Here is a 21,068-nt window from a genome sequence, read left to right as displayed (position 1 = left end):
GTCTGTCGTTTTTTGAATTTGTTACAAAAAATATTTCTTTCTTTAGGAACCAACCAAGGAAACCGATTGCAAAACCTGCAATTGGCAGTAGATAAAATATTTGAACAAGTAGGAAATGTTATTCAGGTTTCACCAGTTTATGAAACACCATCGTGGGGATTTGAAAGTGATGATTTTTTAAATTGTTGTATAGAGATTACAAGTTTCTTATCTCCTGAAGAATTACTTATTAAGTTTCAACAAATAGAAATTGAGTTAGGTAGAAAAGAAAAAACTACATCTGGGTATCAAGCTCGAGTAATCGATATCGATATTTTATTTATTAATGATAAGGTAGTAAGGACTAATAAGCTTTCAATTCCGCATAAAGATATAGATAAGCGTAATTTTGTGTTAACTCCTTTGGCAGATATAGCTAAAGAATTCAAACACCCTGTTACAGAGAAAACTGTATTAGCACTGAAAGAAGCTTGTTTAGATACGGATCTACCAATAAAACTAAGTGAGTGTTTAAACAATCCGCCAAATGATTTTAATCTTAGTAAATATAACTTTATTGCTATAGAAGGAAATATAGGTTGTGGTAAAACATCTTTGGCAACAATGATTTCTCAAGATTTTAAAGCCAAATTAATTTTAGAACGTTTTGCAGATAATGCTTTTTTGCCAAAATTTTATGAAGATCAGCAACGTTTTGCTTTTCCGCTAGAAATGAGTTTTTTGGCAGATAGATATCAGCAACTTTCTGATGATATTGCTCAATACGATTTATTTGCCGATTTTATGGTGTCAGATTACCATATCTCTAAATCATTAACCTTTGCTAAAGTAACTTTACCAGAAGATGAATTTGGCTTGTATCGTAAGTTTTTTAATGTGATTTATAAAGACATGCAACAACCCGATTTGTATGTGTATTTATATCAAAATACGGAAAGATTATTACAAAATATAAAAAAGAGAGGTAGAGAATATGAGCAAAACATACAGCCAGAATATTTAGAAAAGCTAAACAAAGGTTATGTTGAGTTTATGAAATCTCAACCCAAATTAAATGTTAAGGTAATAGATGTATCTGATTTAGATTTTGTAAAGAGTAGAGAAGATTACTTAAAAGTGTTGATTCAATTGTTAGGATAAATTGTATCTATTTGGTAATAAGTTTTTTAGATTATTAAAAACAATGATTTTGTTGTAAATTTGAAAGAAACGCTAAACAAAATCAATACAAATGAAAAACTTATCAGCTAACGAACAAAACAAATGCCCCTTTCTTAGTATACAAAAAAAGCCAGCCGGAGGAGGAACCTCCAATAGAGACTGGTGGCCCAATGAATTAAAGTTAAATATTCTTCGTCAAAATGCTTTAAAAAATGACCCAATGGGTAAAGGGTTTAATTATAAAGAAGCTTTTAATAGCTTGGATTATAATTCATTAAAGCAAGATTTAGTTAATTTAATGACAGATTCTCAAGACTGGTGGCCTGCAGATTATGGTCATTATGGAGGGCTAATGATACGAATGGCTTGGCATAGTGCTGGAACTTATCGTGTGGGTGATGGTAGAGGGGGAGCTGGATCTGGAACCCATCGTTTTGCACCATTAAATAGTTGGCCAGATAATGGGAATTTAGACAAGGCACGATTATTATTATGGCCCATTAAAAAGAAATATGGAAATAAAATTTCATGGGCAGATTTAATGATTTTAGCAGGGAACTGTGCACTAGAGTCTATGGGGTTTAAAACTTTTGGTTTTGCTGGCGGACGAGAGGATGTATGGGAATCAGAACAAGATATTTATTGGGGTAGTGAAAATCAGTGGTTAGGTAATGATGATAGATACGATACTGGAGATGGTGAGTTAGAAGGTCATTTAGGAGCAGTGCATATGGGATTGATTTATGTAAACCCTGAAGGTCCAAACGGAGAACCTGATCCATTAAAATCGGCTCATGATATTAAGATTACTTTTGGTAGAATGGCAATGAATGATGAGGAAACAGTAGCTTTAGTAGCGGGTGGGCATACATTTGGTAAAGCCCATGGTGCTGCAGATCCTGATAAGTATGTGGGGGTTGAACCACATGGAGCTTCTATTGAAGAAATGAGTACAGGCTGGAAAAACTCTTTTGGGACTGGAGTATTAGATGATACAATTACGAGTGGTCTAGAGGGAGCGTGGACTCCAAATCCTACTCAATGGGACCATGATTATTTTGATGTATTGTTAAATTATGATTGGGAATTAACTAAAAGTCCAGCAGGAGCGCATCAATGGACGCCTACGGCTGCTTCTAATGCTAGAATGGCACCTAAGGCTGGAGATCCAAACGGAAAACAAGCTTTAATGATGTCTACTGCAGATATGGCCTTAAAAATGGATCCTACCTATCGAGAGATTTCAGAACGTTTTCATAAAGATCATGCTGCCTTTGAAGATGCATTTGCACGCGCTTGGTTTAAGTTAACCCACAGAGATATGGGACCTATTGATCGTTATTTAGGGCCAGAAGTGCCTTCAGAAGAATTAATTTGGCAAGATCCGGTGCCAAAAGTAAATTATACTTTAAGCGAGACTGATATTAATTCTTTAAAGAAAATGATTTTAGATTCTGAATTGTCTATTTCAGAAATGGTTAAAACTGCTTGGGCTTCTGCTTCTACTTTTAGAGGTTCAGATAAGCGTGGAGGAGCCAATGGAGCAAGAATATGTTTAGAGCCACAGCGCAGCTGGGAAGTGAATAATCCAGAAGAGTTGAATAAAGTTTTAAATGTATTGGAAAGCATTCAAAAAGAGTTTAGTGAAACAATTTCTATGGCCGATTTAATTGTATTAGCAGGAAATGCAGGAATTGAAGAAGCTGCTAGAAAAACTGGATATCATGTAAATGTTTCTTTCTCACAAGGAAGGGGAGATGCTACTCAGGAGCAAACAGATTTAGAATCGTTCAGTCATATGGAACCATTGGCTGATGGATTTAGAAATTATCAGAATTCGAAACTTAATGTAGCTGCTGAAGATTTATTGGTAGATAAAGCTAATTTATTAACACTGTCTATTCCAGAAATGACGGTTTTAGTTGGTGGACTAAGAGTTTTAGGGGCCAATTATAATGGATCTAAGCATGGAGTGTTTACAGAAAATGTTGGACACCTAACCAATGATTTTTTTAGTAATGTTTTAGATTTTTCTCTAACCTGGAAAGCAGCAAATTCAGAAGATAATGAGTTTATTGGTAGAGATCGAGCTACTGGAGCAATGAAATTTTACGGAACAAGAGCAGATTTAATATTTGGTTCTAATACAGAGTTAAGGGCCGTTTGTGAAGTTTATGGAGCAGATGATGGAGAAGAGCGTTTTGTAAACGATTTTGTTGCTGCTTGGGCTAAAGTGATGAACCTAGATAGATTCGATTTAGAATAACGTTTATAATATTGTCATCTTTTTATTATTTAGTTAATGAAAAGATGACTTTTTAATTTTTTTTGAAGTAGTAAATTATATCTGTTAGAGCATCTGTAATTGTTAAAGAATCTCTTTTTTTAAGAGATCTAAAAGAAAGTAAAGAAACGTTTCCTGTTTCTACTTGATATACTAATTTGCCCATTAGATTGTTACTTTTATTGGTAGACAATTCTATTTGATTGATAGTTGTGTCTAATCCATTACTATAAAGACATCTAATTTTCCAAGATATGTTTGAATTGTCCTTAGATAAAATATTCAAGAGGTTAAGAATGGTAATCTTATTTTTCATAATATTCAATACTTTTATAGTTCTAGTCTAGAATAAAAAGATACGAAATATTCAAGAGAAATACGTGTTAAGTGTTTGTTTTTCAGTCGTTTGTTTTTTTGATAAAATGTTTCCGTAGTGTCGAAAAAATAGATTGATCATTTAATCTATTAATCATTTTTTTCTTCGATATTTATCCTGAACTAACTGATTTAAGAATACTTTTGATTCTATGTGTTCAAACTCTAGAGGGTTGTCTAACTCTCCAAATAAAGGGAAACCACCTCCTAATAAAATAGGAATGGTTGTTATAATTAATTCGTCTATTAAATCTTCCTTTAAAAAATTCTGAATGGTTCTTCCTCCGTCTATATATAAATTATGATACCCTTTTTCATGTATAGATTTCAGAATTTCGTTTAGTTTCCCATTTAAGATGGTTACTTTCTCGTTTAGGTTGTCTGGAATTTCCTTAATAGAATTGCTTAAAACAAAAACATGTTTTTGGTAGGGCCAATCGATATCAAATCCAAGAACTGTTTCAAAGGTAGTTCTACCCATGACTATTGCATCAACTTCATCCATTAAGTCAGAGTATCCCATTTCTATATTGTCTGGATTCGGGATTAAATCTAACCAATCTAACTCTCCGTTTTTATCAGCAATATAGCCATCTAAACTTCTTCCTATGTATACTATGTTTTTATGGTTCATAATTTGTTGATGACATGTACTTATTATGTTATAAAAATAAATATAAAAGTTTAGATGTTATATAAAAAGCTTATAAGTCAGTACAAAAGTCATTGTAATACTCCACTATTTCTTTCAGATCATTCCTGTTAAATTCGTTGGCTTTAATTTTTCGTACTAGTTCATCGCAATCACTAAAATATTCCATCATTTTTTTCTTCCAACCTACAAATGGATTTTTGTTAAAAGGCTTTGGGAATTTTTTGTTTATTAAATAAAGCGTAAAAAAATTAGTGTCAGAATATTGACCTGCTCCAAATGTGTTTAAATTAAGAAATAAAACACTCCAACTAGTTTTAACTTCTGCATAAAGAGTTACTTCACCTTCAGTCAATACTTGTAGTAAATTATATTGATTATTTAGTTTAACATATTCAAAGATAGCTTCAGTATATAGTCCATAAAATTCAACTCTAGAAATCTCATTAGACGAAAATTTTGTTGGTTCATCTTCTAAATTTAACCTGAATTTTATTTTGTTGTTACCAGTTATTGAGGCAAAACCTTCGAAAGTTTCACCGTCGTTAAAAAATATTTTTGCTTCTTGATTTTGAGAAAAACTCAAGAAACTAAAAAAAAAGACTAAGGTTAAATATTTCATGTAAAAAAAAATACTATTCTGAAAAAATAGAGTTGTTAATTAAATGGCCTAAAACATTAGAAACTGCATTAGCTCCGTTAGTATTCATATGGTGTAAATCGGTAAAATAACTATCCTGATAATTAGTATTGTCTAGGTAATTAAAATCGTAAAAAGGAATACTTAATTCGGTACACGCTTGTTGATAAAGAGTTGTGGTAATTAAATCTGTTTCTTTACTCATCTGTAATCTCGAATTTGGATATGGGGCTCTTAAACAAATGAATTTTACATTGCTTTCTTGGCACAGATTGGCAATTAAATTTAAAGAATATATAAGTTGTTTCTTTTCTTTTTTTAGGTCTTTAAAATGACTAATTTTTGAAAAGTTTTTTATAGATGCATCACTCACTACTTCTTTGCTGTTTAAAAAACCTTTAGTCCAATTACTCTTTGTTACTGCAACAGTATCATTAAATGAATTTAAAAGGCTATTTTTAAAATAAGGTTTTTGACTTATAAGAGGGAAAGTGTAATTAACCACTCCATCAAATCCAAAACCATTAATAATAAGATCTAATTTGTTGTGTGTAGACAAAAAACGAGCGTTTGATAATATATGGTAATAATCTGGAGAAGATTTGATTGAATTATAAAATAAATCGAAAAAAACGACTTTGGGTTTTTGATGTTCTAGAATTTCTTTTAGCAAATAATAACTTTCTGTAATATTTTGTGAACCTGTACACATATTGTACGAATTGCTATTTGTAATACTGTCTATAATAATAGGGTTGTAAGCACAATAACCTCGACTAGATCCTAAAAATATTATATCATATTTATTCTCAGTATTTTGTATGTCATTCCATTTTAAAAACTTTTTATGAGTTTTGTTTTTTATAGCGTTGCGCACAGGCTTTTCTAATATCCAATTAGCACCTTGGTTAATAAGAAAAACAACAAAAAAGAATAATATTAAACGAGTTACAAATTTACGCATAGTTAAAATTGAAAATAGATAAATTCTTGTTGTTGGCCGTTAAAAAAATAAATTAATACTATAATGGTTAAATAGAAAAACCACCTAGAAATTACATTCCATTTTAACTGTAAGTTTTCTAATGCATATTGTTTTTCTCTACCCAGCCATTCTATTATTAAAAAGAAAATAATTAAGTAAAAAAGCTCTATTGGTTTCTTTTGTGGGACTGATAAAAAAGACGATGAAAATATTTTATTTAAGATACCAAATGCATGAGAGATATTTTCGGCTCTAAAAAATATCCAAGCTAAAACTGTAATTGAAAATGTAATCACTATACTTAAGATTTCAGAAAATGTAGGTAATAGTTTTCCCTCAGCTACAATATTGGTATTTCTCCTATTCTTATTAAAAAGCATTAGTGGTAAAAAATAGAGAGCATTTATAGTTCCCCAGGCAATAAAAGTCCAATTAGCACCATGCCAAAAACCACTTACGATAAAAATAATAAACACATTGCGAATTTTTTTAACGGTACTCCCTTTACTGCCTCCTAAAGGAATGTATAAATAATCCCTAAACCAGGTAGATAAAGACATATGCCAACGTCTCCAAAACTCAGCAATGTCTCTTGAAAAATAAGGAAAAGCAAAGTTTTGTTTTAAATGAAAACCGAATAGCCTAGAAGTACCAATAGCAATATCTGAATAGCCAGAAAAATCACCATAAATTTGAAAAGCAAAAAAGATTGCACCTAAAAATAAAGTACTACCATTAAATTGCTCTGAATTGTTAAAAATGTAATTGGCATATTCAGCACAATTATCTGCAATAACTATTTTTTTAAATAAACCCCATAAAATTTGTCTAAGACCATCTATTGCTTTGTTGTAATTAAAAGTTCTTTTAAAATGAAACTGAGGTAGTAAATTAGTAGCCCTTTCTATGGGGCCAGCTACTAGTTGAGGAAAGAAACTCACAAAAGCAGAAAAAGCAAAAAAGTTTTTAGTTGGATTTAGTTTATTTTTATACACATCTATAGTATAACTCAAGGTTTGAAAAGTGTAAAAACTAATTCCTACTGGTAATATAATTTGTAAAGAAGTAATATTTAGTTTTATGCCAAATATTGAGAATACTTCAACAAAGTTGTCGATAAAGAAATTATAGTATTTAAAAACAGCTAAAAAGCCTAAGTTTACTATTATACTAAGCCATAATAAAGCCTTTCTTTTCTTCTTGCTTTTTTCGTTGTTAAGGTAGATACCTATAGTGTAGTCTAAAACAGTACTAAATATAATAAGCGATAAGAATCTCCAATCCCAACAACCATAAAAAAAGTAGCTAGCAAGAACTATAAATGCATTCTGAAGATTTATTTTTTTGCTAGGGATTAACCAATAAGTAATAAATACTATTGGTAAAAATAAAGCAAAATCAAAAGAGTTGAAAAGCATTTTTAGATTAGTAAATTAAAAATAAATAGATTTTTTAATTAGTTATTTTATTAAACAAATCCCACAATACAATGCCACAACTAACAGATATATTTAAAGAGTGTTTAGTTCCTAGTTGAGGTATTTCTATACAGGTGTCAGAATTACTAACTATTTCTTGTTGTACTCCTTTAACCTCATTACCCAATACTATGGCAATTTTTTGGCCTGATTCTGGACTAAAATTATTTAGCATTACTGCATTTTCTGCTTGTTCTATTGAAGCAACAAAAAAACCTTCTGACTTTAATTTCTCTACAATAACTAGGGTGTCTTTTGCATATTCCCATTCAACAGAATCGGTTGCTCCTAAAGCGGTTCTTTGAATATCTTTATTAGGTGGAGTAGCGGTGATACCACATAGATAAATCTTTTCAATTAAAAAAGCATCACTAGATCTAAAAACAGAACCGACATTATTAGAGCTTCTTACATTGTCTAAAACAACGATGATAGGAGTTTTTTTAGCATCCTTAAATTCAGCAATATTTTTGCGACCCAATTCATTGTTTTTTAATTTTCTCATATCAAATAGTATTTATGATGCTTTAATGGTAATCAACCCAACATGCTTGCAAAAATCAGTAAAAAAGAGGAATAAAAAAAGCGCTCTATTTGAGCGCTTTGAATTTATATTACTAATTTAATTAGTTTACAGCTTTAGCAGGTGCTTTAGTAGCAGGTGCTTTAGTAGCAGGTGCATTCTTAAGTGTAACCTTGTTAGGATTAGCTAAAACTTTACCTTTAATTTTTACAACTTTAGTAGGTGTGTTTACAGCGTTAGAGTAAACGGTAATAGTTTTAGAAAAAGGTTGACCTCCTCTTTTAGTATCGTAACGAACCTTCATAGTAGCAGATTCACCAGGCATAATAGGTTCTTTTGGAGCTACAGGAACAGTACAACCGCAAGAACCTTTAGCTCTTGTAATAATTAAAGGTTCATCACCTTCGTTTATAATAACAAACTCACGTTCACCGTTAGAAGCATAAGCTACTTCACCGTAATCAATCACCTCCTGTTCAAAAGCAATTTTAGCTCCTTTTTCAGGAGTTTTCTTTTCGGTTTCTTGAGCAGTAACAGAGAAGCTAGTAAATAGAGTTATAGCCACAACTAATGATAATAATTTTTTCATCTTTTATTATTTGTTTTTTGTTTTACAATGTTGACAAAAACAATGCCAAAGGACATATAGGGTTTTTGAGGTTTCCAAATGTAGTAAAATTTAATTCAATTTAGAAACGATTAGAAGCGTAAGAATAGGTAAATGTGGTGTTTAACACTAATTTTAAGGTTGGTATACAAAAACAATTCATTCAAATTCATAATATGAAGTAGAATAGTTAAATTCGCATTTTACGAATTTAAATCATATTCTCTTGGCAACAAAAGCTAAAAAAGTCACCCCGTTAATGCAACAATACAATACCATTAAGGCTAAATATCCTGATGCAATGTTGTTGTTTAGAGTAGGTGATTTTTATGAAACTTTTGGAGACGATGCTGTTAAAAGTGCACAAATTTTAGGTATTACATTAACACATAGAAATAATGGTGGAGATAAGACTGAATTGGCAGGTTTTCCGCATCATTCTTTAAATACGTATTTACCTAAATTAGTAAAGGCGGGCTTACGTGTTGCTATTTGTGACCAACTAGAAGATCCTTCTAAAACTAAAAAGATAGTAAAAAGAGGAGTGACAGAATTAGTGACTCCTGGTGTAGCATTAAACGATGAAGTGCTACATGCTAAAAGCAATAACTTTTTAGCGGCTGTTCATTTTACCAAAAGGCATATAGGTATTGCTTTTTTAGATGTTTCAACAGGAGAATTTTTACTTTCTCAAGGAAATGAGGAGTATGTAGATAAATTACTTCAAAACTTTAAACCTAGTGAAGTGTTGGTGCCAAAGCAATTTAAGCTGCCATTTAGAGAAGCTTTTGGCGAAGATTATCACGCATTTTATTTAGAAGATTGGGTTTTTAACGACGATTATGCAGAAGAAACACTAACGAATCACTTCAAGACAAATTCTTTGAAAGGTTTTGGAGTAGCACATTTACAAGAAGGTATTGTTGCTTCTGGAGCTGTACTATACTATTTGTCTGAAACCCAACACAATAAATTAGAACATATCACAACTATTAATAGAATAGCAGAAGATGAATATGTTTGGATGGATCGTTTTACAGTTCGTAATTTAGAACTATATGGTTCTCAGTCTGTTAATGCAGTTACTTTATTAGATGTAATAGACAAAACTATTTCACCAATGGGTGGAAGGCTGTTAAAACGTTGGTTAGCATTGCCTCTTAAAAATGCAACAAAGATACAACAGCGTCATCAGGTAGTAGAGTATTTAATTAAAGAGCAAGATACTTTTGATAAAATAAGAAGCTACACCAAACAAATAGGAGATATTGAACGCTTAATATCTAAGGTAGCTACTCAAAAAGTGAGTCCTCGTGAGGTAATTCAATTAAAAAACTCGTTAGAAGCTATAGTCCCTATAAAAGCTTTAGCATCTAATTGTAAAAATGAAGCTTTAAGAGTTATAGGTGATAATTTACACGGTTGCGATTTATTAAGAGCAAAAATAAAAGAAACCTTAAATGAGGAAGCTCCAGTAAATATTTTAAAAGGGAATGCAATTGCTTCGGGTGTTTCTAAAGAGTTAGATGAATACAGAAATCTAGCCTATTCTGGAAAGGATTATTTAGATAAAATGTTAGCTCGCGAAACAGAAGCTACTGGTATTACGTCTTTAAAAATAGCTTCTAATAATGTATTTGGCTATTATATAGAAGTAAGAAATACCCATAAGGATAAGGTTCCAGAAAGTTGGATTCGCAAGCAGACTCTGGTAAGTGCAGAACGTTATATTACAGAAGAGTTAAAAGAATACGAAGCTAAGATTTTAGGGGCAGAAGAAAAAATAGGTGTTCTTGAACAACAATTATTTACAGATTTAGTATTATGGATGATGAACTATATAAAATCTGTTCAACAAAATGCAAATTTGATTGCTCAATTAGACTGTTTATGCTCTTTTGCAGAATTAGCCCAAACAAATAATTATGTGTTACCAGTAATAGACGATTCATTTGATTTAGAAATAAAAAATGGACGTCATCCAGTTATAGAAAAACAGCTTCCACCGGGTGAAGCGTATATTGCTAATGACGTTTTTCTAGATAGGGATCAGCAGCAAATAATTATGATTACTGGACCAAATATGTCCGGTAAATCGGCAATACTCAGGCAAACAGCATTGATTGTATTACTAGCTCAAATGGGAAGTTTTGTGCCAGCCGAAGCGGCAAGAATTGGTTTAGTAGATAAAATTTTTACCAGAGTTGGTGCTAGTGATAATATATCTATGGGAGAATCTACTTTTATGGTAGAAATGAACGAGACAGCTTCTATATTGAACAATGTTTCAGAACGTAGTTTAGTATTACTAGATGAAATAGGTCGTGGTACCAGTACTTATGATGGTATATCAATAGCTTGGGCGATATCAGAATACTTGCATGAGCATCCGTCTAAGGCAAAAACATTGTTTGCGACTCATTATCATGAATTAAATGAGATGACAGAGACTTTCGATAGGATTAAAAACTTCAATGTGTCTGTAAAAGAAACTAAAAATAATGTGCTGTTTATTCGTAAACTAGTAGAAGGAGGAAGTCATCATAGTTTTGGTATACATGTAGCTAAAATGGCTGGTATGCCTCAGCAAGTAATACGCAAGGCAAATAAGATTTTAAAGAAGTTAGAAAAATCTCATTCTTCTGAAGAGTTAACAGACAATCTTCAAGCAGCTCAAGACGAAATGCAGCTAAGCTTTTTTAATTTAGATGATCCGTTGTTAAACGATATAAAAGAAGAAATTATTCATACAGATATTGATACATTAACTCCGGTTGAAGCTTTAATGAAGCTTAATGAGATTAAGCGAATGTTGGTAAAAAAATAAGGTTATCCTATTTAAGGGTTTTAGAGATATAACTCACTATTTCATTGGTAGCTCCAGACTGTTGTTTAATAAAACTAGCATTGATATTACCAGTTTCTTTTCTGTAATCTGTATGGGTAATTAATTTTTGAATAATGGTTTCATATTCATTTTTAGAATTAATAGAAATAACTCCTTTTTGATTTACCAAATCTACGGCTTCTTGGAACTTATTATATTCAGGTCCTATTATTACAGGAATGCCAAAAACAGCTGGCTCTAATACATTATGTAGTCCCGTTTTAAAAGCTCCACCTACAAAGCCAATATCAGCATAACTATATATTTTAGTTAATAAGCCAATTGTGTCTATAATGAAAACATCATAGTTTGCTAAGTTTTTACCTTCTTTTTCAGAATATAAAACAACTGATTTTTGAATACCTTTTTTTAATTTTTCTATTTTACGTGGTTTAATATCATGAGGAGCGATAATGTGTTTAATACCCGTTGAGTTGTTTAAGAAATCTAAATAAATAGCTTCGTCATCTTCCCATGAACTGCCATAAACTATAACAGTTTTATTTTCTTTGAAATCAGCAATAAAATCTAAAGAGTTGTCTCGCTCTAAAATTTCCGAAACCCTGTCGTAACGAGTATCGCCAGCTACAGCAACATTTTTAAAAGAAATAGAGTTTAATAATTCTTTAGAATGTTCATTTTGAACAAAGAAATAGCTAAAAGCATGTAATGATTTTCGCATCCCTTTACCAAATGGTTTAAAGAAAATTTGATTCTTTCTAAATATACCAGAAACTAATAATGTTGGGATGTTTCTTTGTTTGAGTTCGTTTAAATAATTAGGCCAAAATTCATATTTAACAAATATTGCAAGATCAGGTTGTGCTAAATCTAAATATTGAGTTACATTCTTTTTTGTGTCCAAAGGCAAATAAACAATACAGTCTGCTATAGGGTTATTTTTTTTTACCTCGTAGCCAGAAGGAGAAAAGAAACTAACTATAATTTTATAAGTCGGGTATTGCAATTTTAGTTTTTCTATTATGGGTAATCCTTGTTCAAATTCGCCTAAGGATGCGGTATGGATCCAAATAGTTTTATCAGAAGTAGATATTGTATTTTTTAAAGTTTTAAAAACATGTTTTCTCCCTTTAACAAATAGTTTAATTTTAGGATTGAATAAAGCAATGACCTTTAAAATGTATTTGGTTATATGAGTTAATATGTTGTATAGAAAAAACAAAACGGCTTGTTAATAAGTTTCCAAAGCTAAAATACATTTCTTAATTCAAATAGCTGTTTAAAACAGATTGCTTTTTGTATTTTTGAACGAATTCTTATAAGAAATTAGACATAGGATGAGAAAAATTCAAATGGTTGACTTAAAGGGTCAATATGAAGGAATAAAAGAACAAGTGAATACTTCTATTCAAGAAGTTTTAGATAATACAGCCTATATAAATGGTCCTCAAGTAAAAGCTTTTCAAGCTGAACTTGAAGAGTACCTTGAGGTTAAGCATGTTATTCCTTGTGCGAACGGTACAGATGCTTTGCAAATAGCTATGATGGGGCTTGGGTTAAAACCAGGTGATGAGGTTATTACGGCCGATTTTACATTTGCAGCCACCGTTGAGGTAATTGCTTTGTTAGGATTAACACCTGTTTTAGTAGATGTAAATCCAGATGATTTTAATATAAATGTTGATGCTGTAGAGAGAGCTATTACACCTAAGACTAAAGCAATAGTGCCTGTTCATTTGTTTGGTCAGTGTGCTAATATGGATGCTATAATGCAATTGGCAGAGAAGCATAATTTATATGTTATAGAAGATAATGCCCAAGCAATAGGAGCTACTTATACGTCTAAAAATGGAACTTCTAAAAAAGCAGGAACTATTGGTCATGTAGCATCAACTTCTTTTTTTCCATCTAAGAATTTAGGTTGCTACGGAGATGGTGGCGCTATTTTTACAAATGATGATGAATTAGCACATATTATTAGAGGAATTGTAAATCACGGTATGTATAAACGATATCATCATGATGTTGTGGGGGTAAATTCTCGTTTAGACTCGATACAAGCAGGAGTTTTACGTGCTAAATTGCCTAATTTAGATAAGTATAACGCGGCAAGACAATTAACGGCTTCTAAATATGACAAAGCATTTGAGGCTATTGATGCTATAGTTACACCTGTTAGATCTGGAGACCATGTATTTCACCAGTATACTTTAAAAGTAAAAGGAGTAGATAGAGATGCTTTAGTTGAGCATTTAAATGGTAATGGAATTCCGTGTGGTGTGTATTATCCGATACCTTTGCATAGTCAAAAGGCATATGTTGATGATCGTTATAATGAAGAAGATTTTGTAGTTACAAATCAGTTGGTAAAAGAGGTTATATCTTTACCAATGCATACAGAGTTAGATGATGAGCAAATTAAATTCATTACAGGTAAAGTAATAGAGTTTGTAACAAAATAATTGTATATTTAAAATACTTTTAGAGCCTTGAAATTTCAAGGCTTTTTTAATTAATAGGAAATTATGAAGGTACTTGTAACAGGGGGATTAGGTTTTATAGGATCTCATACTGTAGTAGAATTGCAGCAAAAAGGATATGAAGTATTAATAATAGATAATTTGTCTAACTCTTCTTTAGAGGTTCTAGACGGTATTGCAAAAATAACAGGTGTAAAGCCTTATTTTGAGCAGTTAGATGTAAGAGATAAAGCTGCTGTTTTTTCTTTTTTTGAAGTTCATAATGATATTCTAGGTGTTATTCATTTTGCGGCAAGTAAAGCTGTTGGTGAGAGTGTAGAAAATCCGTTATTGTATTATGAAAACAATATATCTAGTTTAGTTTATATATTACAGGCGTTAGAAAAGTATCAAATTCCCAACTTTATTTTTAGTTCTTCATGTACTGTTTATGGTCAGGCAGATGAGCTTCCTATTACTGAAAATGCTCCTGTAAAAGTAGCAGAATCGCCTTATGGAAACACCAAACAAATTGGAGAAGAAATTATAAAGGATTCAGCTAGAGTATCTAATAATTTAAGGTCAATTGCTTTGCGTTATTTTAACCCAATAGGAGCTCACCCTTCAGCAGAAATAGGAGAATTACCTATAGGTGTTCCGCAAAATTTAGTTCCTTATATTACCCAGACAGCTGTTGGAATGAGAAAAGAGTTAACTGTTTTTGGTGATGATTATAATACTCTAGATGGAACTTGCATACGCGATTATATTCATGTGGTTGATTTAGCCAAAGCTCATGTTGTTGCTTTAGAGAGATTGATAGGTGGTAAGCAGAAAGAAAATTATGAAGTATTTAATATAGGTACAGGAACAGGAAGTACAGTCTTAGAAGTAATTAATTCTTTTGAGAAAGTTTCTGAAAAAAAATTAAATTATAAGATAGGAGTAAGAAGAGCAGGAGATATTACGGCAGCTTATGCAGATACTTCAAAAGCTAATACCGAATTAGGATGGAAAGCTTTATCTACTTTAGATGAAGCAATGCTGTCAGCTTGGAAATGGGAGCAAAAGATAAGAGGGTAATTTTTAATTGCGTTCGTTTTTCTCTATATTTAATTGATTGTTAAATAAGTAAGTACAATAAAAATGAACCTAAGTCGTTTTAAAAATGTCCTCAAAGCTAAAATGAGCCTATTAAAAACTGTAGGCGTACTTATGATAGTTTTAGTATCAGCCTCATCATGTAATGAGGCTGAGCTTTTTAGTAAATCTTTTGATGATTTTCCTGATAATAGATGGGAGAAAACAAATACTTTAGAAACGAACTTTTCTGTAAATCAAGATAATACAGTAGCTAATTTAGAGCTTCAGTTAAGCTACGTGTACGGTTCTCAATTTTCTGAAATACCAATAGAGATTTATTTTACAGCACCAAATCATCAAATAGAAAAAATACCAATTACTATAAAGACAAGGGATGTGTCAGGTAATGAGTTGGGTAATTGTGCTGGTGATTACTGTGATTTAACTTATGAGGTTAAGAAAGAGTATGTTTTTACAAGTAGAGGAAAGTATAAAATTCAGATATTGAATAAATTCAATTATAGTTATTTGCCAAATATTTTAGCTATCCAAATAAGATTAAAAAATGAATAAGTATAAATAATGAGAGCTGACTAAATTTAATTATTTTTAGTCAGCTCTCTTTTTTTAATATCCTATTTATTAGGCTTCAATATTTAAACTAGCTCCAGAAGTTTCCATACTTCGGTCTATTTTCTTAACTAACCCTTGTAAAACTTTACCAGGACCAACTTCAGTAAAAGAAGTAGCACCATCTGCAATCATTTGTTGAACAGACTGAGTCCATTTTACAGGTGCCGTTAATTGAGCGATTAAGTTTTTCTTAATTTCATTTTCATTAGTAATAGCACTTGCTGTAACATTCTGATAAATTGGGCAATTAGGTTTGTTAAATTGTGTAGCTTCTATGGCAGCAGCTAACTCTTCTCGAGCAGGCTCCATTAAAGGAGAGTGGAAAGCTCCTCCTACAGGTAAAACCAAAGCTCTTCTTGCACCTTCTTCTTTTAAAGTCTCACAAGCTTTGTTAATTGCTTCTATTTCTCCAGAAATTACTAATTGTCCTGGGCAATTGTAGTTAGCTGCTACAACAATTCCTTCAGTTGTACCGCAGATTTTTTCAACTACATCGTTTTCTAGCCCTAAAACAGCGGCCATTGTACTAGGTTGAACTTCACAAGCTTTCTGCATAGCCAAAGCCCTTTTGGAAACTAATTTTAATCCATCTTCAAAAGATAAAGTTCCGTTAGCAACTAAAGCAGATAGTTCACCTAAAGAGTGACCTGCAACCATATCTGGTTGAAAAGAATCACCTAAGGTTTTAGCTAAAATTGTAGAATGTAAAAAGATAGCAGGTTGTGTAACCTTAGTTTCTTTTAATTGCTCGGCAGTACCTTCAAACATAATATCTGTAATGTGAAACCCTAAGATTTCATTAGCATCTTCAAATAAATGTTGAGCAATATCTGAGTTTTCATATAAATCTAATCCCATTCCTGAGAATTGAGCTCCTTGTCCTGGAAAAACGTATGCTTTCATAAGTTTATTTTTAATATTCGATATTAACCGAATGATAAGTTTATTTTTAGTGTTGCAAAATTACGGAAAATTAAGAATTTATTTCTCGTAAGTAATAAAGCTATAATCGTAATTATGTTTTTCGTCTTTGTAACAATCTTCTCTAGCTATCTCTCTCCATATGTTTAAATCTAATTCAGGAAAGAAAGTGTCAGCCTCAAAAGAGTGGTGTACACGAGTTAATTCTATTCTATCAGCTATAGATAAGCTTTGTTGGTATATTTCACCTCCTCCAATAATAAACGGTTGAGAGTCATCTTTCGCAACGGTTAGGGCTTCTTTTAAAGAATGAACTACCACAGCATTTTCTGCTTGATAATTGGTGTCTCTGGTAATTATTACGTTAGTTCTGTTAGGTAATGCTTTAGGGAAGCTTTCGAATGTTTTTCTACCCATAATAATATGGTGGCCAGAAGTTAATTTTTTAAATCGTTTTAAATCGTTGCTTAGATGCCAAATTAACTTATTGTCTTTCCCTAATTCATTGTTTTCTGCAGCAGCAGCAATTATAGTAATCACTTGTTGATCTTGTTTTCTTGAGGTTATTTCTTCTTGAATATGGTGCTCTTTTAACACCGTTTTTTCTAGTTTAGCTACTTTCTTATCGTGCTTGGCAAGTATTTTTTCAGTTTGAATGCGCTCCCATTCTTTGCCAAAAAATCGATTAGTAATAAATACATTTACAATGTGAAGCAAGAATAGAAAAGTCCAAATAGTAATAACAATAATGTACCAATTGGTAATGAAGTCTTCACCAATATGTAAAGCTTTATTTAAAACTGTTAGGATAATAGAGCCCAATACAAACACTACAAAATGAAAGTATAAGCGCTTCTTTTGTTTTACTCGCTTGCGAGCGTTTTCGTATTGTTCGTGTTGGTTTTGCATTTGATTATGTATTATACTGCAACAGCGCCTTTAATATGTGGGTGTGGATTATAATTTACTAATTCAAAATCTTCAAAAGTAAAGTCTTCTATGTTAGTAATATTCGGATTCATTTTAATAGTAGGTAGCCCCTTAGGTTCTCTAGATAATTGAAGCTCTAATTGTTCCATATGGTTGCTATAGATATGAGCGTCTCCAAAAGTATGTACAAAATCTCCAGCTTCTAAACCACAAACTTGAGCAATCATCATAGTTAATAAAGCATAAGAAGCAATGTTGAATGGAACTCCTAAAAAGATGTCGGCACTACGTTGGTATAGTTGACAAGATAATTTTCCATCAGCTACATAAAACTGAAAGAAAGCGTGACAAGGAGGTAAAGCAGCTTTTCCATTAGCAACATTCTCACTAAAAGAAATTGATGTGTCTGGTAAAACAGATGGGTTCCAAGCAGAAACCATCATTCTTCTACTGTTAGGGTTGTTTTTTATAGTATTGATTACTTCCTTTAATTGGTCTATATCATCACTATTCCAATTACGCCATTGATGACCATATACAGGCCCTAAATCACCATTTTCATCTGCCCATTCGTTCCAAATACGGACTCCGTTTTCTTGAAGGTATTTAATATTCGTATCTCCTTTTATAAACCAAAGCAATTCATATATAATAGATTTTAAATGTAACTTTTTGGTAGTAACCATTGGGAACCCTTTACTTAAGTCAAATCTCATTTGGTAGCCAAATACACTTTTAGTTCCTGTACCTGTTCTATCTCCTTTTTCGTTTCCGTTTTCTAATACGTGCTTTACTAAATCTAAATATTGCTTCATAAGTCTATCGTCTGTGTAATTACATTTAAAATACAAAATCAAAAATAAAGAAAAGCATCGTTGAATTAACAACAATGCTTTTTATTTTATTAATATTTATTAACTACTTAAAGTAGCTTTGTAAAAGAATTATGTTTCTGCGGTATAGAATGTTGGGTATTAAAAACAGTGCTTTTGGGTTATATCAAAAACATTGTTTTTTAACCAATTATCATGCCGGCAATAGTAGCAGAAATTAATGAAGCTATAGATCCTCCAATTAATGCTTTCATTCCAAATTTTGACAATAATGTTCTCTGCCCAGGAGCTAATGAACCGATACCTCCAATTTGAATTCCAATTGAAGCAAAATTGGCAAAACCACATAGCATATAAGTAGCCATAATAACAGATTTGCTATAATTTAAGTGAGTAGGATTAGCCATGTTTTTAAGTTCTGCTAATTGGATATAACCTATAAATTCGCTCGCAGCAATCTTAATACCTAATAATTGCCCCATCATCATCATGTCTTCTTTGGCTACTCCAATTAACCACATAAGAGGCGCAAAGATAGTTCCTAAAATAGCTTCTAATGATAGTTTTTGATAAGCGGAGTTAGCGGCAACCCATTCATTTAAACCGGTTACATTACCAATTAATTCTAAACCTCCGTTAATCATTGCTATAAAAGCAACAAAAACTAATAACATTGCACCAACATTAACAGCTAGTTTTAAACCTTCTGTGGTACCGTTGGCAATTGCATCTAAAATGTTAGATCCTATTTTTTCTGATGAAACTTTTACATCGGTATTTACTTCTTCAGTTTGTGGATACAATATTTTAGAAATAACAATAGCTCCTGGTGCAGCCATAACAGATGCAGCCAATAAGTGCTTGGCAAACTTAAGTCTTAAAACGGGGTCGTCCCCACCTAAAAATCCTATGTAAGCAGCTAATACAGCTCCCGCTACAGTTGCCATACCGCCAATCATTACTAATAAAATTTCTGACTTATTCATTTTTTCTAAATAAGCCTTTATTAATAACGGAGCTTCTGTTTGTCCTAAGAATATATTTCCAGCAACGCTTAAACTTTCTGCTCCAGATATGCCAAGCAATTTAGTTAACAATTTGGCCATTAACTTTACTATGAATTGTATAATTCCTAAATAAAATAACACAGAAGTTAAGGCAGAAAAGAATAATATGGTAGGTAGAACTTGGAAAGCGAATATAAAACCGAAAGATTTTACATCAACTAATCCGCTAAATAAAAATTCGCTACCAGATCTTGTAAATTCTAATATCTTTACAAAAAAACGACCAACATAGTCAAAAGCAGTTTGTATAAATGGAACTTTTAAAACACCTATAGCAATTATTAATTGAAAAGCTAGTCCAATTCCGACTGTTTTCCAGTTAATCTCTTTTCTGTTACTGCTGAATAAAAATGCGATAAATAATAGGCAGAACATACCTAAAGCACCTCTTAAAATACTATTTAAAGACATTCCTTCGCTAGGAATTAAAGTGGGTGTGTTGGAATTGATAATCTTTGTTGTGGCAACATAATCTTTAATGTTGTCTTTAGTAAAGAAAGCATAGTTTACGTTATTCTCAGTTATAACAAGTGTAGAATCTGTTTTTTGTGTAATTCTATATCTTCTTATGGTGTCTTTAGGTTGTTGATAATAGAAAACCAATAAGTCGTTTTGTAAAATATAATCTCCTTTGGCAACTAAGTTATTTTTACCTTCTAAACTATAATGGAATTGGTTATTTTTAAGTATAAAGAAGTCAGAATCTGAATTGATTGAGACTAGTGAACTATCGTTTTTTTTAATGGAATTAAATTTCCATTCTTGCTCAATGTTTTGTCCGAAAGTTAGTAGGCTTACTAGTATTAGTAAAGCTGCTAAAGTTTTTTTCATGTGTAAGTAAGTTTATCTAAAAATAAGGGTTAACCACTAAACCTTATAATTTTTCACGTTTTGAGATTTCATCTCTTATTTTGGCAGCTGTTTCATAATCTTCGTCACGAACAGCTTCTCCTAATAAATTGTTAAGTTCTTCTAAGCTCAAATGAGAGTAGTTTACATTACCTCCTTCATCATTGTCATCAACAGTTACTTCTTCTTGTAAAATAGCCTCTACTTCATTTTCATCATCTTCTTTCTTAGACATACTAAGGTAGATGCCAGCCTTGTCTAAAATGTTTTTGTAGGTAAAAATAGGAGCGTTGAAACGTAAGGCCAAAGCTATAGCGTCTGATGTTCTTGCGTCAATAATCTCTTCAATTTTATCGCGCTCACAAATAATACTCGAGTAAAACACGCCATCTACCAATTTATGTATAATTACTTGTTTTACTATAATATCAAACCTAGAAGCAAAGCTTTTAAATAGATCGTGTGTAAGAGGTCTGGGCGGTTTAATTTCTTTTTCTAAAGCAATAGCAATAGATTGTGCTTCAAAAGCGCCAATAACTATTGGTAGTTTGCGCTCTCCGTCTACTTCGTTTAAAATAAGTGCATAAGCCCCATTTTGTGTTTGGCTATATGAAATTCCTTTTATGTTCAGGCGTACTAAACTCATTTACTCCTCTTCAAATTACTGTCTATTCTCTATAAAAGCAAAAAGGCTATCTAAATTATGGACTGGAATGTCAGAAATTTAGATAGCCCTTTAG

General features: G+C 31.8%; 19 protein-coding genes. 6 read left to right on the top strand and 13 right to left on the bottom strand.

The window, feature by feature from the left end; genetic code table 11:
• The first annotated feature begins 12 nt into the window (after positions 1–12).
• Both folK and katG read left to right on the top strand, forming a co-directional pair.
• The gene (folK, locus tag ACFQ1O_RS13925; RefSeq protein ID WP_377716947.1) at positions 13–1,140 is read left to right on the top strand and encodes a 2-amino-4-hydroxy-6-hydroxymethyldihydropteridine diphosphokinase; all 1,128 of its coding nucleotides are present in this window, start codon (positions 13–15) and stop codon (positions 1,138–1,140) included.
• A gap of 91 nt (positions 1,141–1,231) precedes the next feature.
• A complete protein-coding gene (gene katG / locus ACFQ1O_RS13920; protein ID WP_377716945.1) occupies positions 1,232–3,427 on the top strand; it encodes a catalase/peroxidase HPI in 2,196 nt (731 codons plus the stop codon).
• Between the two features lie 52 nt (positions 3,428–3,479).
• Here the strand turns inward: katG and ACFQ1O_RS13915 are convergent, their stop codons facing one another.
• The 7 genes from ACFQ1O_RS13915 to ACFQ1O_RS13885 form a co-directional block, all read right to left on the bottom strand.
• Positions 3,480–3,761, bottom strand: coding sequence for a hypothetical protein (locus ACFQ1O_RS13915; protein ID WP_377716943.1), 282 nt, complete (start codon positions 3,759–3,761; stop codon positions 3,480–3,482).
• Between the two features lie 153 nt (positions 3,762–3,914).
• Positions 3,915–4,454: a dihydrofolate reductase family protein gene (locus tag ACFQ1O_RS13910; RefSeq protein WP_377716941.1), complete on the bottom strand. Its 540-nt coding sequence runs from the start codon at positions 4,452–4,454 to the stop codon at positions 3,915–3,917.
• Between the two features lie 70 nt (positions 4,455–4,524).
• Positions 4,525–5,094, bottom strand: coding sequence for a hypothetical protein (locus ACFQ1O_RS13905; RefSeq protein ID WP_377716939.1), 570 nt, complete (start codon positions 5,092–5,094; stop codon positions 4,525–4,527).
• Positions 5,095–5,107: 13 nt separating this feature from the next.
• Complete coding sequence (locus ACFQ1O_RS13900; RefSeq protein WP_377716937.1) at positions 5,108–6,076, bottom strand: hypothetical protein; 969 nt, start codon at positions 6,074–6,076, stop codon at positions 5,108–5,110.
• A 2-nt stretch (positions 6,077–6,078) separates the two neighbouring features.
• Positions 6,079–7,515 (bottom strand): MBOAT family O-acyltransferase, encoded by a 1,437-nt coding sequence (locus ACFQ1O_RS13895; protein ID WP_377716935.1) that lies wholly within the window; start codon positions 7,513–7,515, stop codon positions 6,079–6,081.
• 34 nt (positions 7,516–7,549) lie between these two features.
• Positions 7,550–8,080 carry an RNA methyltransferase gene (locus ACFQ1O_RS13890; RefSeq protein WP_377716934.1) on the bottom strand — a complete coding sequence of 177 codons (531 nt, stop codon included), beginning with the start codon at positions 8,078–8,080 and terminating at the stop codon, positions 7,550–7,552.
• 121 nt (positions 8,081–8,201) lie between these two features.
• On the bottom strand, positions 8,202–8,687 hold the full coding sequence (locus tag ACFQ1O_RS13885) for a DUF1573 domain-containing protein (RefSeq protein WP_377716932.1): 486 nt from the start codon (positions 8,685–8,687) through the stop codon (positions 8,202–8,204).
• Between the two features lie 244 nt (positions 8,688–8,931).
• On the opposite strand from ACFQ1O_RS13885, the gene mutS reads away from it, so the two are divergent.
• On the top strand, positions 8,932–11,532 hold the full coding sequence (gene mutS / locus ACFQ1O_RS13880; RefSeq protein ID WP_377716931.1) for a DNA mismatch repair protein MutS: 2,601 nt from the start codon (positions 8,932–8,934) through the stop codon (positions 11,530–11,532).
• Positions 11,533–11,539: 7 nt separating this feature from the next.
• On the opposite strand, the gene ACFQ1O_RS13875 is transcribed toward mutS, so the two are convergent.
• On the bottom strand, positions 11,540–12,775 hold the full coding sequence (locus ACFQ1O_RS13875) for a 3-deoxy-D-manno-octulosonic acid transferase (protein ID WP_377716930.1): 1,236 nt from the start codon (positions 12,773–12,775) through the stop codon (positions 11,540–11,542).
• A gap of 115 nt (positions 12,776–12,890) precedes the next feature.
• Here ACFQ1O_RS13875 and ACFQ1O_RS13870 point away from each other — a divergent pair, with 115 nt between their 5' ends.
• From ACFQ1O_RS13870 to ACFQ1O_RS13860, 3 genes are all read left to right on the top strand, one after another.
• Positions 12,891–14,015, top strand: a complete 1,125-nt coding sequence (locus ACFQ1O_RS13870) for a DegT/DnrJ/EryC1/StrS family aminotransferase (RefSeq protein WP_377716928.1) — start codon at positions 12,891–12,893, stop codon at positions 14,013–14,015.
• Positions 14,016–14,075: 60 nt separating this feature from the next.
• Entirely contained in the window at positions 14,076–15,095 is a 1,020-nt protein-coding gene (gene galE, locus ACFQ1O_RS13865) for a UDP-glucose 4-epimerase GalE (RefSeq protein WP_377717484.1), read from the top strand.
• A gap of 132 nt (positions 15,096–15,227) precedes the next feature.
• Positions 15,228–15,668 carry a hypothetical protein gene (locus ACFQ1O_RS13860; protein WP_377716926.1) on the top strand — a complete coding sequence of 147 codons (441 nt, stop codon included), beginning with the start codon at positions 15,228–15,230 and terminating at the stop codon, positions 15,666–15,668.
• 69 nt (positions 15,669–15,737) lie between these two features.
• Here ACFQ1O_RS13860 and fabD read toward each other — a convergent pair whose 3' ends face one another.
• The 5 genes from fabD to ACFQ1O_RS13835 form a co-directional block, all read right to left on the bottom strand.
• Positions 15,738–16,631, bottom strand: a complete 894-nt coding sequence (fabD, locus tag ACFQ1O_RS13855) for an ACP S-malonyltransferase (RefSeq protein WP_377716924.1) — start codon at positions 16,629–16,631, stop codon at positions 15,738–15,740.
• Positions 16,632–16,709: 78 nt separating this feature from the next.
• Positions 16,710–17,558 carry a dihydrofolate reductase gene (locus ACFQ1O_RS13850; RefSeq protein ID WP_377716922.1) on the bottom strand — a complete coding sequence of 283 codons (849 nt, stop codon included), beginning with the start codon at positions 17,556–17,558 and terminating at the stop codon, positions 16,710–16,712.
• Positions 17,559–17,569: 11 nt separating this feature from the next.
• Positions 17,570–18,394, bottom strand: coding sequence for a thymidylate synthase (locus ACFQ1O_RS13845; RefSeq protein ID WP_377716920.1), 825 nt, complete (start codon positions 18,392–18,394; stop codon positions 17,570–17,572).
• A 200-nt stretch (positions 18,395–18,594) separates the two neighbouring features.
• Positions 18,595–20,310 carry a NupC/NupG family nucleoside CNT transporter gene (locus ACFQ1O_RS13840; protein ID WP_377716918.1) on the bottom strand — a complete coding sequence of 572 codons (1,716 nt, stop codon included), beginning with the start codon at positions 20,308–20,310 and terminating at the stop codon, positions 18,595–18,597.
• A gap of 43 nt (positions 20,311–20,353) precedes the next feature.
• Positions 20,354–20,974: a bifunctional nuclease domain-containing protein gene (locus ACFQ1O_RS13835; protein ID WP_377716916.1), complete on the bottom strand. Its 621-nt coding sequence runs from the start codon at positions 20,972–20,974 to the stop codon at positions 20,354–20,356.
• Positions 20,975–21,068 lie beyond the last annotated feature (94 nt).

It is taken from the genome of Pseudofulvibacter geojedonensis (assembly GCF_042675745.1).
GTDB classification, from domain to species: Bacteria; Bacteroidota; Bacteroidia; order Flavobacteriales; family Flavobacteriaceae; genus Pseudofulvibacter; species Pseudofulvibacter geojedonensis.
Note: the sequence above shows the minus strand (reverse complement) of the source record. Positions and strands in the feature narration are given on the sequence as shown.

Excerpts from the sequence above, each read along its gene's own strand:
- katG (WP_377716945.1), top strand. The coding sequence starts at position 1,232 with ATGAAAAACTTATCAGCTAACGAACAAAACAAATGCCCCTTTCTTAGT.
- ACFQ1O_RS13915 (WP_377716943.1), bottom strand. The coding sequence starts at position 3,761 with ATGAAAAATAAGATTACCATTCTTAACCTCTTGAATATTTTATCTAAG.
- ACFQ1O_RS13910 (WP_377716941.1), bottom strand. The coding sequence starts at position 4,454 with ATGAACCATAAAAACATAGTATACATAGGAAGAAGTTTAGATGGCTAT.
- ACFQ1O_RS13905 (WP_377716939.1), bottom strand. The coding sequence starts at position 5,094 with ATGAAATATTTAACCTTAGTCTTTTTTTTTAGTTTCTTGAGTTTTTCT.
- ACFQ1O_RS13900 (WP_377716937.1), bottom strand. The coding sequence starts at position 6,076 with ATGCGTAAATTTGTAACTCGTTTAATATTATTCTTTTTTGTTGTTTTT.
- ACFQ1O_RS13895 (WP_377716935.1), bottom strand. The coding sequence starts at position 7,515 with ATGCTTTTCAACTCTTTTGATTTTGCTTTATTTTTACCAATAGTATTT.
- ACFQ1O_RS13890 (WP_377716934.1), bottom strand. The coding sequence starts at position 8,080 with ATGAGAAAATTAAAAAACAATGAATTGGGTCGCAAAAATATTGCTGAA.
- ACFQ1O_RS13885 (WP_377716932.1), bottom strand. The coding sequence starts at position 8,687 with ATGAAAAAATTATTATCATTAGTTGTGGCTATAACTCTATTTACTAGC.
- ACFQ1O_RS13870 (WP_377716928.1), top strand. The coding sequence starts at position 12,891 with ATGAGAAAAATTCAAATGGTTGACTTAAAGGGTCAATATGAAGGAATA.
- ACFQ1O_RS13860 (WP_377716926.1), top strand. The coding sequence starts at position 15,228 with ATGATAGTTTTAGTATCAGCCTCATCATGTAATGAGGCTGAGCTTTTT.
- fabD (WP_377716924.1), bottom strand. The coding sequence starts at position 16,631 with ATGAAAGCATACGTTTTTCCAGGACAAGGAGCTCAATTCTCAGGAATG.
- ACFQ1O_RS13850 (WP_377716922.1), bottom strand. The coding sequence starts at position 17,558 with ATGCAAAACCAACACGAACAATACGAAAACGCTCGCAAGCGAGTAAAA.
- ACFQ1O_RS13845 (WP_377716920.1), bottom strand. The coding sequence starts at position 18,394 with ATGAAGCAATATTTAGATTTAGTAAAGCACGTATTAGAAAACGGAAAC.
- ACFQ1O_RS13840 (WP_377716918.1), bottom strand. The coding sequence starts at position 20,310 with ATGAAAAAAACTTTAGCAGCTTTACTAATACTAGTAAGCCTACTAACT.
- ACFQ1O_RS13835 (WP_377716916.1), bottom strand. The coding sequence starts at position 20,974 with ATGAGTTTAGTACGCCTGAACATAAAAGGAATTTCATATAGCCAAACA.